This is a genomic window from Bradyrhizobium sp. USDA 241 (genome assembly GCF_049739505.1).
GTDB lineage: Bacteria > Pseudomonadota > Alphaproteobacteria > Rhizobiales > Xanthobacteraceae > Bradyrhizobium > Bradyrhizobium liaoningense.
In genome coordinates this window covers 1,059,115-1,074,859 of the sequence record NZ_JBMGPZ010000002.1, presented here as the reverse complement: position 1 = coordinate 1,074,859, position 15,745 = coordinate 1,059,115, and the positions used below count along the sequence as shown (strand labels likewise).

Here is a 15,745-nt window from a genome sequence, read left to right as displayed (position 1 = left end):
TCCTGGAAACGTGACGGCAGCAGAGTCTTCCATGCAAACGACATGGAGACGATCATGCTGATGGTCAAGAAGACAACATGCGATGGTCCACGAAGCGCGATACAGGAACGACCTGACGAACCTGCTCGCCACAAACGATCTCTGCCCGGAACAAGGCCCTCATCCTGGCCCGCGCCAATCGATGAAGGTGCGCTTCAACCGAAGGTGACGAGGCGCATCACGAATGTCCTCGCACGATCGGCGATGGTCCCGGCCAAGGCGTTTGTCGATTTTACGGTGACCGTTGGCTCCGTTCTGACTGCCGAGTTCCTTGCTGGTTGTGCCGCCTACGCTTGTGCGATGTATCCATACTATGCTGTGCCGGAAGAACGCGAAGCGGAAGTCGAGCTCGAGCCCGTTTCCGATCGGGCGAAGAGCGATCGGGCGCACAGGGCGCGGGGAAACCTGCGCTTGATCGCGCGTCAGGTGAGCCTTCCGGTCGAGGACGTGGAATCGCATCGGCCACTGCCGCTGCCGGATGCGCAGCCGTTCATGTCCGACGTTCCCCTCGTCAGTCGGCCCGCGCAATCGTCCCCAGCCTGGTATGCATCGATCGGCGCGGCGGCGCTGGCGCTGGGCAGATCGATCGCCGAGCGCAGGGCCGTGCGACGCTCCGTGGCCGAACTGCGTCAGCTCGATGATCGGCTCCTGCGAGACATGGGGCTTTGTCGTCTCGATATCGAAAACGCAGTCAAAGGTGAAATCGATCTGAGATGAAATCGATTGTGGCAGCCGTCTGCGCAACAGTGTTACTTGCAGGAGCGTTTGCCGGCCTCGGGCCGTCGACGGTATCTTCTTCGACGGCCCCGACCGAAGCCGATGGCGAGCCGATCACGCCGATCCCGCCGCCGCCGCCGGCTGATCCCCGAAAACTCGCTCTGGGCGAGCGCCTTTTTGGCGATACGCGGCTGTCCGCCGACGGGAAGTTTGCCTGCTCATCCTGCCACGACCTCCGCACCAATGGAGCGGGTGGAGGCAGGAGCCGGAATCCGGCCTCAGGGCAGCTCGACACGCTCACCGTGTTCAATGCAGCTCTGAGCTTTCGTCTGACGTGGGAAGGCCGTTTTCGCAGCTTTTCCGATCAGACGGAAGATTCGATCAGCAGCCCGACCGGCATGCGCAGCACCGTTGCCGACGTCGTGCTGAAGTTGAAGGCCGATGCGGCCCTGAACAGGCAGTTTCGTGCTGCCTACGGCCGCGACGTCGATCGCGACAGCCTGCTCGATGCCATCTCGACATTCGAGCGATCCCTGCTCACGCCGGGCAGCCGCTTCGATCGGTGGCTCACAGGCGATGCATCCGCGCTCTCTCCGGCCGAACTCGAAGGCTACATGACCTTCAAGGCTTTCGGCTGCAGCGCGTGCCATCAAGGCGTCAACATCGGGGGCAATCTGATCGCCCGTCAGGGCATCTTCCGTCCCCTGGTTGCACGCGGGCCTTTCCGGGTTCGTGTGCCGAGCCTGCGCAATATCGCCGTGACCGCACCCTATTTCCACGACGGAAGCGCCGCCACTCTCGAAGACGCTGTGCGCCGGATGGCGGCTGCGCAGCTCGATCGGACGTTGAACGATGATCAGGTTGCCTCGCTGGTAGCCTTCCTCGGAACCTTGACGGGCAACTACCGTGGCAAACCCGTGACCGGAGCGGCGCCATGAGGGCCGTGCGATGGGCGGCGGTCGTGATCGGGCTGTCGGTTCTGCTGACCTGGTTCTCATGGCGCGCGGTGAATCCGGAGGCGGAACTATATGATCGTGCGCTGATGGAAATCGATCGTTTCGGCATGATCGAGGACGCGCTGTACCGTGACCTCTTCACCGCCCGCGCAGGCCTGTTACTCAATTATGATCCATTGGTCAGCGAGATCGATGGGCTGCACAAGGCCATCGCCCGCTTGCGCGCAACCGTCGAGGTCGACAACCAGACCGCCGACATGGTCAATCGGCTCGCCGCCTCGGTGGACCGACAGGAGGAACTGGTCGAGTATTTCAAGAGCCAGAATGCGGTCCTGCACAACTCGCTGTCCTTCTTCGCGCGTTTCGCTGCGAATTCGGACCAGCGCGATCTGGACCTCGCCATCAGGTCGGCGGGGACGGCCATCCTCCACTTGACGCTGGACACGTCGTCGACTGCGGTCAAAGAAGCCGAGGATCGCCTGGACGAACTGGACGGGCAGGCGGCCGAATCCGGGCAGGTGGTCCTGATCGAGCCCTTCCTCGCTCACGGCCGTTTGTTGCATCGGCTGCTGCCTTCGGTCGACAACATCCTGAAGAAGATGTTGACGCTGCGACACAAGCAGGATCAGGCGGCCTTGCGCGCGACTATCCTGGACCGGCAGGTCACCTCGCGAAATTCGGCCCGCTTCTATCGCGCAATGCTCTACGGCTCCTCGATCGCGCTGATCGCATTCCTGATCTATCTCGGTCTCCGGTTGAGATCACGCGCCAACGCGCTGCATCGACGCGCGGCGCTGGAACACATTATTGCGGACATATCGATGAATTTCATCAATGCGACTCCGCAAGGCATCGAAGCGGAGATCCAGCGAGCCATCGCTTCGTTTGGAACTTTCGCAGGATCCGATCGCGTCTATGTCGTCGTGTCCGGCGCGACGACACGGTCGTATGTCTGGCATCAGCCGGGCAGGGAGTTCCCGCCGGGCTGGCCCGAAGCCGCGGTCGATCTGGCCTGCCGGATGGTCGACGGGGAAGGAGTCGTCCACGTGCCCGACGTGCGCCGCATGCCCGTGGGCGACAACAAGCTCTTCCTGGAGGACATGGGTCTCGGGGGATGGGCATGTGCGATCAATAGCGATCGTCAAGGCCGCATGGTCGCGTTCGGCTTCGATGCCGTCGGTTGCAAGTGTCGCGTTTCTCACGCTGGCGAACTCGTTCTCCTGCGTATGGCTTTGGACACCTTCATCCATGCAGTCGAGCGGCAAAGTGTCGACGAGGAGCGAAATCGCCTGCAGAAGCGCCTGCAGCAGGCGCGCCGCATGGAGAGGATCGGCACCTTCACCAGCGGCATCGCTCACAACTTCAATAACATCCTGGGAGGAATCCTCGGGTATGCCGAAGTGATGGAAGAGCACGCCCGCTCCAGCCCGGCACTGGTGCGCCATCTCGCGGGGATACGGCGAAGCGCAGATCGGGCCCGCGATCTCGTCAGTCAAATCCTCATGTTCGGTCGCCGCTGCGACATTCGTCGCGATTCCGTCAGCATAGGTGCGCTCGTCGCCGAGACGGTCTCGCTGTTGCGCGTTGCGCTGCCGCCCCGGATTGAAATGGTCGTCAGACAGCATCCGGCCGGATTGATCGTCATTGGCGAGAGCGTGCAGCTGCAACAGGTCATCATGAACCTGTGCAACAACGCGGCGAACGCGATACCGGAGTCCGGACGAATTGAGATCGAGATCGAGCTGCACGAGGTGCTCGATCCGATCTGCCTCAGCCACGACAAGATCGAGCCTGGCCAGTACGTGCGAATTTCGGTTTCGGACACGGGGGCGGGCATGGACGGACCGACATTGGACCGGATATTCGAGCCGTTCTTCACGACGAGGTCCAGCGGAAACGGATTGGGACTCGCAACGGTGAGGGAGATCGTTCTCGACCACGGCGGAGGGATCAATGTGCGCAGTTGTCCAGGCGAGGGCAGCCATTTCGACGTCTGGTTGCCGCGGGCCACGGCGGCGGTCTTACCGGAGCCGCGCCCGCCGGCGCATGTGACGGGACAAGGCAAGGTCGTGATGCTCGTGGCCGGCGACCGTCACCGCCTGCTCGCCGACGAGGAAATGCTGGCTGCGCTCGGCTTCGAAGCCGTGGGCTTCGCGACAGCCGAAGCCGCACGTGCGGCGTCCAAGGCAGTTCCGGATCGGTTCGACCTCGTGGTCGTCGGCCCGGTCGGCGCGTTCGGGCAATCGCTTGAACTGGCGACCGTGCTGCATCACGAGCTTCCGTCTGTTCCGATCGTGCTTGCGACCAGAGCGGTATTCGAAATCGGCGCCGATGCATTGTTGGCGGCCGGCATTTCTGACGTCGTGCGATGGCCCATTGTTGCCGAGGAGATTGCGATTGTCCTGTCGCAGATCTCCCGCGTCGGCAGGCGCGAGGTCTCGAGGCGACTGATATCGGAGGCGTCAGCGACACTTCCGGCGTTATCGTGATGCGGAGCAATTGGCGAGACGGAAGGACCGGCGGACTTTCCTATCACCTGACGCTTTTCGGCGCGCAAGGGTGCGAGTTGGGATGCCCTCCAAAAGGAAACAGGATCAACGGAAGCGTCGTAATAGATGTGACGGTGTAGAATCGCCTCTCACGGCTGGGTAAGCTGGCGGCCTACTGGAATAGCCGAGGGCGGCGGCGATGGTCCGGGCCGCCTCCATGACGTGAACCGAATACTCCCTGATCTGCTTGCGCTTGACGCGGGTGTCGGGGCCGGACATGCCGATCGCTCCCACCAGTTCGCCGGAGCGGCCGAGGATCGCGCAAGCGCAGGCCGCGATGCCCTCGCGCCATTCGCCATGCAGCACGGAGGAGTAGCCTTGCGCGCGTGCCAGCTCGATGTCCTCCCGCAGTTCCTCGATCGTCGTTCGCGTCGTTTCCGTGTAGCGCCTCAGATGCGGCCGGAATCGTTCCAGGTAGTCATCAGGCATATGTGCGAGCATCGCCTTCCCCGTCGCCATGGTGAAAGCGGGTGCGCGCATGCCCACGCTCGTATGGGCGCGGATATGGTGAGCGCTTTCGATCTTGTCGACGTAGACGACGTCGGTATCTTCGAGCACGGACAAGTGAATGGTTTCGCCGGTGATCTCGGCAAGCTTCGTCATTGCCGGTCGCGCGACGTTGATGAGGTCCATCCGGTGGATGACATGGCTGCCGAGCGCCCAGATCTTGGTCGTGAGCTCGTAGGTGCTGTGCGGGGGGATCTGGCGCACATAGCCTTGGGACTGCAAAGTCATCAGCAGCCGATGCACGTTGCTCTTGGTGAGCTTCAGCTCGCTCGCGAGGTCCGTGACCCCGCGGGGCTGCTCGCTCAGAGCAAGTGCTTCCAGGAGACGCAGTCCCTTGGTAAAAGCCTTATCCATCCACCAGCCAAAATAGAATGATCTTTCACTCGATCTAGCATGGCCACGCGAACGGCAATAGCCCAGGTGTGGAATCAGCCCCGATCCTTTCGGATCGGGGCCGATCAACCTGCCTACTGAGCGAGCAAGGCGTTGAGCTTCTCCTGCCCGTACTCTTCATTGGTGGAATTTCCGGCCGGCGAAGTCGCGCCCCAATAATCCGGGCTCCATTCGATCGCTTTCGAGACGTTGTCCGGGTTGTTGGCCCAGTAGCGCGCGAGCTTCTTGTCGGTCGCGGCCTCGAACACGATCGGGGAGGGAAGGGCGACCGGGAAGGTCGAGGTGAGCTGCGCCGCGCGCTTGGGCTCGAGCCGCCAGGACAGCAGTTTCAGCGCGTTGTCGTAGTTCGGCGCTCCCTTGGGGATCGAGAAGAAGTCGTAGTAGACGAAGCCCTGATTGAAGGTCAGCTCGATCGGGGCGCCCTCGAGGGCGAGCTTGCTCATCGAACCGGTGTAGGCCATGCACATGTCGGCCTCGCCATCAAGCAGGAGCTGCGGCGGCTGCGCGGCCGTCGTCCACCATTTGGCGATGTGCGGCTTGATCTCCTTGACCTTCTTCAGCGCGCGCTCCATGTCGATCGGATAGAGCTTGCTCTTCTCCACGCCGTCAGCCATCAGCGCCGCTTCGAACACGAAACGCGGCCAGGCGGGCATGCAGCGCCGGCCGGGGAATTTCTTCACGTCCCAGAAGTCGGCCCAGGTGGTCGGTACATTTTCACCCTTGTACTTGTCCTTGTTGTAGACGAGGCCGACCCCGATCACCTGTAATGCCACGCCCTTCTTGCGCTTCAGCTTGTCCGGCATCGCCGCCAGCGTCTGTTTCGCCGCGTCGGACAGCTTGGAATAGTCAAGGTCGGCCAGGCAGCAGTCGCCGAGCAGCTTCGTCTCCTGGTCGAAGATGAACGTCAGGTCCCATTGCGCCTTGCCGGCTTCGGCTTGAGCCTTGATGCGCGGGCCGCTACGGGCCTCCTGGACGGTGACCACCTTGATCCCGGTCTCCTTCTCGAACGGGTCGTACATCACCTTGCGCAATGCATCGCCATATCCGCCGCCCGGATCCTGCATGATCACGACGTTGCTCTGCGCCTGAGCCAGACCCGTCCCCATCGCGACGAACAGGGCCGAGGCCAATACGGAAGCCGATAGTTGCAAGCGTTTCATTCCCAGCATTTCTCTTTCCTCCAGTTGAAATTGATCTGCGTCACGTCGCCTTCCGCGACGTGGCGAGAACGGGTCGTGCAAGGACGAGCCCTGCGACCACCAGAAGCACCTCCAGCGTCGAGACCACGGCCAGCACCGGGTTGAGCCGATAATTGATGTCACCCCACAGCATGAGCGGAAGCGTCTTCAACTGCGCGCTCGACAGAAACAGCGTCAGCACCAGCTCGTCGAACGAGTGCAGGAAGGCAAAGAATGTCGCCGCAGCCAGGCCCGGCATGATGGCAGGCAGCGTCACCAGGCGGAACACGGTCAGGGACGATGCGCCATGGACGGCAGCCGCCTGTTCGAGCCTGGTATCGACGCCTTGAAGCGATGCGGACAGGATCACCACGACGATGGGAAGGCCGCCGATCGCATGCGCCGCGGCAAGGCCGAAGACGGAGCCGACGAGATCGAAACGCAGGAACAGGCTGTAGAGCGACAGGCCGAGCACGACCGGAGGGACGATGATCGGACTTACGAGAAGCAGCATGATGGCGGATTTGCCGCGAATGCTGCTCCTGACGATGCCGAGCGCGGCCGACGCGCCCAGCACGATCGCGATTCCGGCGGACATCGCCGCGACGACCAGGGATGTCCAGAACGCCCGCATCCAGTTCGAATCGGAAAAGAACTGCTCATACCAGCGCAGTGAGAAGCCCGGCGGCGGGAAGGTCAGATAGCTTGCGCTGCTGAACGAAATGATCATCACCACGATGATCGGCAGGATGAGAATGGCAATGACCAGGCCGCCCATGATGCGAACGGTCCAGGTCCCGCAGCTCGCCGGCAGGCGGCCGAACAGCCTCAGAAGCGGCCAGCCGATCACATCGGCGGCTGCGGCGCCGAGGCTGCGGCGGCCGACATCGGCGGCGTGGCGGTCTGTCGTCCTCGGTGTGGCCTCCGTCAGCTTGCGGCCGCCCCAGATGAACTCGAATCCGAGGAAGCGTCCGGCCACCGCGACCACCGCCAATGTGATCGTCAGCAGCACCACGCCCAAGGCCTGCAGGAATCCCTCCGAGGTGACCGAGTCTGCCTGCTGGGTGATATGCATGGCAAACATCTGGTCCCCGGGTCCGCCGAGCAGGGTTGGCGTAATGAAGAAGCCGATCGCGGCGACGAAGACGAGCAGGAAGCCGGCGCCCATGCCGGGCAAGGTCAGTGGCAGCATCACGCGCCAGAAAGCCGCAATGGGTCCGGCACCGCTGGCCAGCGCCGCGCGCGTCAGGCTTTGATCAAGCCGCGCCACGCTGGAATAGATCGTCAGCACCATCAACGGCAGAAGCACCGCGGTCATGCCGAGAAGCACCGTGCCGCGATTGAACAGCAGCTGCACGGGCTCGCTCAATATGCCGATCGAAACCAGCATCTTGTTGACATCCTGACGACGCGGCTATTCTCGGCATCGAAGATGGCCGGACGATCCGCATCTGGAACGGCCGCGGGGAGTGCTTTGCGACGGCAGAAATCACCGACAAGGTCCGTCGGGGCGTGCTGGTGCTTCCGACCGGTGCCTGGTTCACGCCGACGGGTAATAGCGGCCTCGAGGTCGCCGGCAATCCGAACGTGCTCACGCTCGATATCGGCACCTCTCAATTCGGCCAGGGCTGCTCGGCCCATACCTGCCTCGTGCGAGTCGAGCCGTACGCCGCCGATCGGCGCGATGCGTTCGAGGCCTATCAGGAAACGCTCGTCGCGCTCGCGGCAGTCTAACAGGAGCTTGGAACATGTCTGCGCCCGCCATCAGCCGCTTTCCCGTCCCCGATATCGCGACACTCCCCGAGGATATCCGCTCGCGGATCGAGGCGGTTCAGGAGAAGTCCGGCTTCGTCCCCAACGTCTTCCTGACACTCGCGCATCGTCCTGACGAGTTCCGGGCGTTCTTCGCCTATCACGACGCGCTGATGGACAAGCCCGGGCCGATCACCAAGGCCGAGCGCGAGATGATCGTTGTCGCGACCAGCAGCGCCAATCAATGCCAGTATTGCGTCGTCGCACACGGCGCCATCCTGCGCGTGCGCGCGAAGAATCCGCTGATCGCGGACCAGGTCGCCGTCAACTACCGCAAGGCCGATATCACCGCCCGGCAGAGGGCGATGCTCGATTTCGCGATGAAGGTCTCGGCGCGCGCCTATGAGGTGGACGACTCCGACATCGTCGATCTCAAGGGACACGGATTCACCGAGGAGGACGCCTGGGACATTGCGGCCATCGCTGCATTCTTCGGCATGTCGAACCGCCTCGCCAACGTCACCAGCATGCGTCCGAACGACGAGTTCTTCGCGATGGGACGCTGAACGCCGCGGACGAAAACTGAGATGGTATCGTTGGTCATCGACAGACGCTTCCGGGGCCCGCCCAATTCCGGCAACGGAGGCTACGTTTGCGGATGTCTCGCAAGGCACGTCGCCGGAGACGCCGAAGTGACGTTGCGCGCCCCGCCGCCGCTGGAGCGGCCGCTCGACGTGCTGACGAAGGCCAACGGCGCGATCGAGTTGCGCGAAAACGACGGGCTGCTCGCGACGGCGCGTGCAGCAGGCATTGATGTGTCGGACATTCCCCGGGTGAGCTACGCGGCGGCCGAAGAGGCGGTCGGCAGAACGCCCTACGACGAGCAGACCCACAACCTTCCGGGATGCTTCGTCTGCGGCCCCGCACGTGGCCATGGCGACGGTCTCCGGATCTTCGCAGGTCCGCTGCAGGCGGGGGCAGTCCCGGGCAAGCCCGTCGTATTCGCGGCCTCCTGGGTGCCTCACGATAGTCTGTCCGGCGAGGACGGTCATGTCGCGCCCGAATTCGTCTGGGCCGCTCTCGATTGCCCGACCGGCTATTGCAGCGTGGGCGCCCGTCACCTGGGATTGAACGGTGACGAGACGGTCCTGCTCGGACGCATGGCCGCTCGGATCGATCGCCGGCCGCGTCCCGGAGATCGATGTGTGGTGGTGGCGTGGCCGACGGGGCGGGAAGGCCGCAAGCTCTTTGCCGAAAGCGCCCTGCTTGATGCGAAGCAGGAGGTGCTGGCGACCGCGCGAGCCACCTGGCTGTTGGTCGACCGGCAGGTCCAGCTCGGAGCAAGTGCATGAACGCGAATTGGAAACAGGGCATGAGCGACTGCGATACAGAGCTCGAACTTCGTCAATCCATCATCGACGCGTGCCGCGAGATGGCGGCGCAAGGCATCAACCAGGGAACGTCCGGAAACATCAGCGTCCGAACCGAAGACGGCATCCTGCTCACGCCGTCCGGTCTTCCATACGACCGCATGAAGCCCGAGGACATCGTGGCCATGAAGTGGGACGGCTCGTGGACCGCGTCGGCCGGCAACGTTCCGTCGACGGAATGGCGCTTTCACCTCGACATCCTGAAGTCGAAGCCGGAGGTTGGCGCCGTGGTTCATGCCCATCCGATCTTCTGCACGATCATCGCGATCATGAATCGCTCGATCCCCGCGATTCACTACATGATCGCCGCTGCCGGCGGAAACGACATTCCCTGCGCGCCCTATGCTCAATACGGCACGGCGGAGCTGTCGCAGGCTGCCCTGAATGCGCTTCGCTATCGCCGCGCCTGCCTGCTCGCGCATCACGGGCTGATCGCCGTCGGTCCCAACCTGCGCAAGGCCATGTGGCTCGCGGTGGAGGTCGAGGTGCTCGCCAAGCAGTATCACGGCTGTCTTCAGCTTGGTTCTCCTCCGCTGCTGCCGGACGAGGAAATCGACAGCATCCTGAAGCGATGGGGGCAGTACGGCCTGCGCGATAGCGAAGGCAAGCCCAAAGCCCCCCAGCCGTTGAGCTAGATCACGATCAAACCACTGTCCTGCGAGAAATCATGGCTCACACTCACGACGTCAGCGTCTGCGGTACTTATATTCTGGATATTCTGGGGGTCCCGGTGACCGAGATTCCGCCCGGCGGCGGCCGCTTGCTGATCGAAGAGATTCGGCTGGCGGTCGCAGGCACCGCCGGCGGAACGGTCGTCCCTTGCGCGCGTCTCGGTCTGAAGGCGCTCGCGGTTGGCGCCGTCGGCTCCGACGAGAAGGCAGACTGGATGCTGAACGCGCTGGAGCGTGAAGGCATCGACATCTCTCTCATGGAGCGGATGGCCGGCAGTCCGACCTCGGCCACCATCCTGCCGATCCGGCCTGACGGCTCGCGTCCGGTCATGCACGCGAGGGGCGCCTCCGCCCGCTGGCGGATCGCACCCGAAGTGCAAGCGGCCGCCTGCCGCAGCAAGATTCTGCATCTCGGCGGGGTTGGCTCCCTGCTCGCGATGGATGGAGCGCCTTCCGTTGCATTGCTGCGCGACGCGAAGGCGGCCGGTTGTACGACGACGCTCGATCTCATCCAGGCGCGGGGTGAAACGCTGGCGCTGGTCGAGCCGCTGCTGCCTTATGTCGACTTCTTCATGCCGAGCATCGATGAGACCAATGCCATGGTCGGAACCGACGATCCGGCCGCGTGTGCGCGGTTCTTCATCGACAAGGGCGCGGGGGCCTGCGCCATTTCTCTCGGTGCCGATGGTTCGTTCGTGATGACACGCGACGGACGTCAGTTCACGGTGCCGGCGTTCGAGGTGGCGGTCCGCGATACCTCGGGATGTGGCGATTCCTACACGGGCGGCTTCATCGCGGGTCTGGTTCGCGACTGGGACCTGCTCAACTGCGCCAAGCTCGCGACCGCGACGGCCGCGATCGTCGCGACGGGGCTGGGTTCGGGCGCCAATCTCGTGTCGTTCGACGAGACCGTGAAGGCCATGAACACCCTCCCGGTCCGCAAGCCTGCTCGCGCCTGATCCATTCACACCGGCAAAAAACCATTCATCCGAACAACAGGGGAGAACGCAACATGGCCCGACATGCGATCGTGACGGGAGCAAGCCGCGGAATTGGCCGCGCGATAGCCATCGGCCTTGCAAGGCGCGGCTACGATCTCGCGCTGACCGACATCGCAGCCCAGGAGAAGGTCCTTCTCGAGACCGTTGCAGAGGTCAGGGAGCTTGGCGGCCGATGCATCCCGGTGCTGGGCGATGTGAGCGATGTCGGCGATTGCAGGCGGACCGTGGCTGAAGCCGTCCAGGGACTTGGGCACATCGATGTCCTCGTCAACAATGCGGGGATTCTCAGGCTGGCGACCATCGACGAGCTGACGACCGAGACTTGGGACCAGACGTTCGCCGTCAACACGCGCGGCGTGTTCCAGATGACCCAGGCCGTGGTGCCCCATATGAAGGAGCGCAAGTACGGACGGATCGTCAACATCGCCTCGCTCGCCGCCCGAACGGGCGGTCCGGGACAGTCCCACTACGCTGCATCGAAGTCGGCCGTGGTCGGCTTCACGCGCGTCTCGTCCATGGAGTTCGGAGGTCACGGCATCACCGTCAATGCCGTATGTCCAGGCATCATCGTGACTGAGATGGGGATGAACAATCTCCGCGATCCCGAGCGGGTCGCCTATTTCGAGAAGATCACGGACCTGCACCGGCTCGGGCAGCCGGAGGATGTCGTCGGTCCCGTGGCGTTCTTTGCGTCAGATGATTCCGCGTTCGTGACCGGCCAGGCCCTCAACGTGGACGGAGGCATCTTCTACAGTTAGCAGCCGGATTGTGCGCCGAAAGAACTCGCTACTGGGCTGGTTCCAGCGTGTCGGTTCGGATCCGAAGCTCCCCGTAAGCCCCAAGGCTTCGTGCGGAAGAACGGCCCTGACGGGTTCGTCTCGCAGCGAGTTTCTGGCTCCCTCGACAGGGCCGGTGTGGTGCTGATGACTTTCGCGGCATGAGACAGGCGAGAAGGACATCGGCTCCCGGGAGACGGGCGCAGGAACTCTTGCACATGGTCGAAGCTTGACTCCGCGGGCCAGCGTCGCCGCCGATGGCTGGCCTGCACGGCCCCGCCTCCAACCCCCCGTACCCCCAAGGGTGGGGCCGTGCTTCCAAAGCAGGAGGTGCAATTGTCCGAGCCGACCGAGCAAGAGATCAGAGAACGCGCGCATCGCCTGTGGGAGCAAGCCGGCAGGCCCGAAGGCCGCGAGGAAGAGTTTTGGCACGCCGCCGAGCAGGAACTGCGCAACGAGGACAAGTCGAACACGTTGCGGACGCCGGATACGCTGTGACCGACAAGACCTGCCCATTCTGCCAGAGACTGGGATGGTCTGCGCACTAGTACCCACTTTTCTTGGAACGTGAGTCGTGATTCAAGGTCGGGATGATACCCGAAGCAAGAGAAGTCCACCTTTCGAGGAAAGATCGCAAGGTGCTTGAGGCGTGCTGTCGCTCACCGGTGACGTTGCAGCGCGATTTGAAGCGGGCGCGGATAGTTCTGTTGGCGGCGGATGGGCGCAGCACCCGGTCGATCGCCAAGGAAGTTGGGGTCCAGCCGCGGATTGTCAGCCTTTGGCGGCATCGCTATGCCGACCATGGCCTTGAAGGGCTGCAAGACAAGCCGCGGCCTGGCAAGCAGCCGATCTATACGAAGACGACCGACAAGCGGATTCTGAAGCTGCTGGATAAGCCGCCACCGCAAGGGTTTGCGCGCTGGACCGGCCCCCTGCTGGCCGAGGCGCTGGGCGATGTCGATGTCCAATATGTCTGGCGGTTCCTGCGCAGCCACAAGATTGACCTGGTGGCTCGCAAGTCCTGGTGCGAGAGCAACGACCCGAACTTTACGGCCAAAGCCGCCGATGTTGTCGGCCTCTATGTCGCGCCGCCGGCGAAGGCCATTGTGCTGTGCGTGGACGAGAAGCCCTCGATCCAGGCTTTGGAGCGAGCGCAGGGTTATCTGAAGTTGCCCAATGGCCGCGCCTTGATCGGCCAAAGCCACGATTACAAGCGGCATGGCACCACAACATTGTTTGCGGCGCTCGAAGTCGCCACCGGAAAGATCATCGCGACCCATTCAAAACGCCGGCGCCGCGTCGAGTTTCTCGATTTCATGAACAGCGTCACCGCGGCTTTTCCGAACCGCAAGCTTCACGTCATCCTCGACAACCTCAACACCCATAAAAAGAACGAGGACTGGCTCAAGGCCCACCCCAACGTGCAATTTCATTTCACGCCGACAAGTGCGTCATGGCTCAATCAGGTCGAAGTATGGTTTTCCATCTTGCAGGGGCAGTCGCTCAGCGGCACCTCCTTCACGAGCCTCAAGCAGCTTCAGGAACACATCGATGCCTACGTCAACGCATACAACGACAGAGCCGAGCCCTTCGTCTGGACCAAGAAAAAGGTCCGTCAACGCCGTTTCAAAGGCCGCCGTATCACTCAGCTCTGATTCCGGGTACTAGTCTAACAGGTCGGTCGCCCGTAATCCCTCGCAAGACAGAAAAAGCCGCCGGGTTCCTCGCCCTGGCGGCTTTCGAAAGTCCGTAGCTGTCGATCGTCTCCGCAGCTCGTGCGTACCGCCGTTACCTTGTTTGCGGCCATGCCTGGTCTTTGTAGGGAAAGGCGCGTGCTTCTGCTGTGATCTGGAGCACACAATGGAAGGGATTCGGTCCATGTCGCCTTCCGGATCCCGGCGCTGCACCGCGATAAGCGCGTTCGCGACGCGCGATCTGCGTTGCAGCTTGTCCGGGACCCGAGAGATTTCGGCGAACTCCCCCCTCAGCTCCGATACCACGCCGCCAGATTCCACGTGATGGTGTCCCAGCCCGAGATGTCGGTCATGAGGCTGTTGACGCTCGCGTTGACGATGTGGCGCGAGAGCAGTGGCAGGAACACATTGGCCCCGCAGAAGATCTCGTCGACCTTCATCAGCAGCGCGGCGCGCTTGACCGGGTCGAGCTCTTTCTGCGCGGCCTTGTAGGCCTTGTCGGCTTCGGGATCGGAATAGCGCGAGTTGTTGCGGCCGAGCCACTTGTTGTCCTTGGTGGCGATCTCCCAGGAGACGCACTGGTTCAGCAAGCGCTCCGGATCGGGCTGCGGCTGCGTCGTGTTGTACATCTCCATGTCGGCATAGAATTTCGAGTAGGTGTCGGGGTTGCCGACGTCGGAGGAGAAGAACACCGATGCGGTGACGGCCTTGATCTCGATCTCGATGCCGGCTTTCTGGCAGGCCTGCTTGATGATGGCCTGGGTCTTCTGGCGCGGGGCGTTGGTCGAGGTCTGGAAGACGTATTTGAGCTTCTTGCCGTCCTTCTCGCGGATGCCGTCCGCGCCCCTGGTCCAGCCGGCCTCGTCGAGGATCTTGTTGGCCTTGTCGATGTCGAACTCGTATTTCAGCTTGGGGGACTTGAACTGCCTGGGCGCGTTGACGAAGCTCGCGGTCGCGACGGCGCCGCGCCCGTAGATGAATTTCTGAATCGAATCGCGGTCGATCAGGAGATTGATCGCCCGACGAACGGCGGGATCGGACAGCGTCGGGTGCTTGGTCTTGACGCTCGAACGCTCACCGTCGACCTCGGTCCAGGGGTCCGTCGTGTTGAGGATGATGAATTCGACATTGCCGGAAGGCGTGATGTCGAGCTTGCCTTTGCCGCCCGCCTCCATGCGCTTGAGGACCTCCTCCTCCACCTGCATGTTCCAGGCAAAGTCGTATTCGCCGGACTGCAGCACCGCGCGCGCCGCAGACACCGCGTCGCCGCCACCCTTGACCTCGAGCGTATCGAAATGCGGCTGGTTCTTGACGTGATAGTCGGGATTGCGCTCGGCGCGGATCATGTCGCCCGGCTTGAACTCGACGAATTTGTACGGACCGGTGCCGACCGGCTTGAGATTGCCCGGAGCCTCGCGCGACTTGGCACCGACATAGTCGCCGAAATGATGCTTTGGCAGGATCTGGCCGACCGAGCCGCCGACGAACGGGTCGGCCCAGAACGGCGTCGGCGCCTTGAAGAGCACCTTGACGGCGTAGTCGTCGATCTTCTCGACCTTGATGTCCTTGTAGGAGCCCGTGGTGTAAGCCGCGGTCGCGAGGTCCGCGGCGTACTGCCAGGTGAAGACGACGTCGTCGGCGGTGAAGGGCTTGCCGTCGTGCCAGTTGACGCCCCGCTTCAGCGTCCAGATCACGCTCATGCCGTCCGCGGCAAGGCCGCCGTTCGCCTTGGTCGGCACCTCGGCGGCCAGGCAGGGAATGAGATTGCCGTCCTTGTCCCAGCCGGCGAGCGGCTCGAAGAAGATGCGCGTGGCGATCTGGTCCTTGGTGCCGATCGCGAAATGCGGATTGAGCAGGGTGGGCGCCTGCCAGAGCAGGATCTTGAGCGTGCCGCCGCCGCCGGCCTTGGTCGGCTTGATTCTCGTTCATCGGACGACCTCCACCTGCACAAACCGTTTCCGGCAACCCATCAGTAGGCAAGCGTGGCGTCTGCCATCGCCACGTCGGAACGAGCGTCGCGACAGCCTGCCTTGCTTCACCTCGGCGATCAAACCGCGGATCTCCATCCAGAAGGTCGCCGCG

General features: G+C 63.0%; 14 protein-coding genes and 1 pseudogene. 11 read left to right on the top strand and 4 right to left on the bottom strand.

What is annotated here, in order from left to right; translation table 11 throughout:
• The first annotated feature begins 54 nt into the window (after positions 1-54).
• Genes ABIF91_RS06055 through ABIF91_RS06045 form a run of 3 tightly spaced genes read left to right on the top strand, consistent with a single transcriptional unit; the run spans position 55 to position 4,201 of the window.
• Positions 55-756 carry a DUF1127 domain-containing protein gene (locus ABIF91_RS06055; protein WP_244430155.1) on the top strand — a complete coding sequence of 234 codons (702 nt, stop codon included), beginning with the start codon at positions 55-57 and terminating at the stop codon, positions 754-756.
• Positions 753-1,694, top strand: a complete 942-nt coding sequence (locus ABIF91_RS06050; protein ID WP_028177943.1) for a cytochrome-c peroxidase — start codon at positions 753-755, stop codon at positions 1,692-1,694. Before ABIF91_RS06055 ends, ABIF91_RS06050 begins: the two co-directional genes overlap by 4 nt.
• Complete coding sequence (locus tag ABIF91_RS06045; protein ID WP_050995262.1) at positions 1,691-4,201, top strand: two-component system VirA-like sensor kinase; 2,511 nt, start codon at positions 1,691-1,693, stop codon at positions 4,199-4,201. Before ABIF91_RS06050 ends, ABIF91_RS06045 begins: the two co-directional genes overlap by 4 nt.
• 105 nt (positions 4,202-4,306) lie before the next feature.
• Here the strand turns inward: ABIF91_RS06045 and ABIF91_RS06040 are convergent, their stop codons facing one another.
• The 3 genes from ABIF91_RS06040 to ABIF91_RS06030 form a co-directional block, all read right to left on the bottom strand.
• Complete coding sequence (locus tag ABIF91_RS06040; RefSeq protein WP_028177941.1) at positions 4,307-5,122, bottom strand: IclR family transcriptional regulator; 816 nt, start codon at positions 5,120-5,122, stop codon at positions 4,307-4,309.
• Positions 5,123-5,235: 113 nt separating this feature from the next.
• Entirely contained in the window at positions 5,236-6,321 is a 1,086-nt protein-coding gene (locus ABIF91_RS06035; RefSeq protein ID WP_244430157.1) for an extracellular solute-binding protein, read from the bottom strand.
• Between the two features lie 40 nt (positions 6,322-6,361).
• Complete coding sequence (locus ABIF91_RS06030; RefSeq protein WP_424578804.1) at positions 6,362-7,729, bottom strand: ABC transporter permease subunit; 1,368 nt, start codon at positions 7,727-7,729, stop codon at positions 6,362-6,364.
• Between the two features lie 26 nt (positions 7,730-7,755).
• Here ABIF91_RS06030 and ABIF91_RS06025 point away from each other — a divergent pair, with 26 nt between their 5' ends.
• From ABIF91_RS06025 to ABIF91_RS05990, 8 genes are all read left to right on the top strand, one after another.
• Entirely contained in the window at positions 7,756-8,073 is a 318-nt protein-coding gene (locus ABIF91_RS06025; RefSeq protein ID WP_424579085.1) for a molybdopterin dinucleotide binding domain-containing protein, read from the top strand.
• A 14-nt stretch (positions 8,074-8,087) separates the two neighbouring features.
• Complete coding sequence (locus ABIF91_RS06020; RefSeq protein ID WP_028177934.1) at positions 8,088-8,657, top strand: peroxidase-related enzyme; 570 nt, start codon at positions 8,088-8,090, stop codon at positions 8,655-8,657.
• Positions 8,658-8,783: 126 nt separating this feature from the next.
• On the top strand, positions 8,784-9,443 hold the full coding sequence (locus ABIF91_RS06015) for a hypothetical protein (protein WP_347335865.1): 660 nt from the start codon (positions 8,784-8,786) through the stop codon (positions 9,441-9,443).
• Positions 9,444-9,463: 20 nt separating this feature from the next.
• The gene (locus ABIF91_RS06010) at positions 9,464-10,156 is read left to right on the top strand and encodes an L-fuculose-phosphate aldolase (RefSeq protein ID WP_028177932.1); all 693 of its coding nucleotides are present in this window, start codon (positions 9,464-9,466) and stop codon (positions 10,154-10,156) included.
• A gap of 32 nt (positions 10,157-10,188) precedes the next feature.
• Complete coding sequence (locus ABIF91_RS06005) at positions 10,189-11,151, top strand: carbohydrate kinase family protein (RefSeq protein ID WP_028177931.1); 963 nt, start codon at positions 10,189-10,191, stop codon at positions 11,149-11,151.
• A gap of 53 nt (positions 11,152-11,204) precedes the next feature.
• Positions 11,205-11,951 carry an SDR family NAD(P)-dependent oxidoreductase gene (locus ABIF91_RS06000; protein WP_028177930.1) on the top strand — a complete coding sequence of 249 codons (747 nt, stop codon included), beginning with the start codon at positions 11,205-11,207 and terminating at the stop codon, positions 11,949-11,951.
• A gap of 354 nt (positions 11,952-12,305) precedes the next feature.
• Positions 12,306-12,467: a DUF2934 domain-containing protein gene (locus ABIF91_RS05995; RefSeq protein ID WP_080659892.1), complete on the top strand. Its 162-nt coding sequence runs from the start codon at positions 12,306-12,308 to the stop codon at positions 12,465-12,467.
• 92 nt (positions 12,468-12,559) lie between these two features.
• Positions 12,560-13,624 carry an IS630-like element ISRj1 family transposase gene (locus tag ABIF91_RS05990; RefSeq protein WP_424578785.1) on the top strand — a complete coding sequence of 355 codons (1,065 nt, stop codon included), beginning with the start codon at positions 12,560-12,562 and terminating at the stop codon, positions 13,622-13,624.
• Between the two features lie 329 nt (positions 13,625-13,953).
• Here ABIF91_RS05990 and ABIF91_RS05985 read toward each other — a convergent pair.
• Positions 13,954-15,579, bottom strand: a pseudogene (locus ABIF91_RS05985) (peptide ABC transporter substrate-binding protein); the annotation flags it as partial.
• Positions 15,580-15,745: the final 166 nt, after the last annotated feature.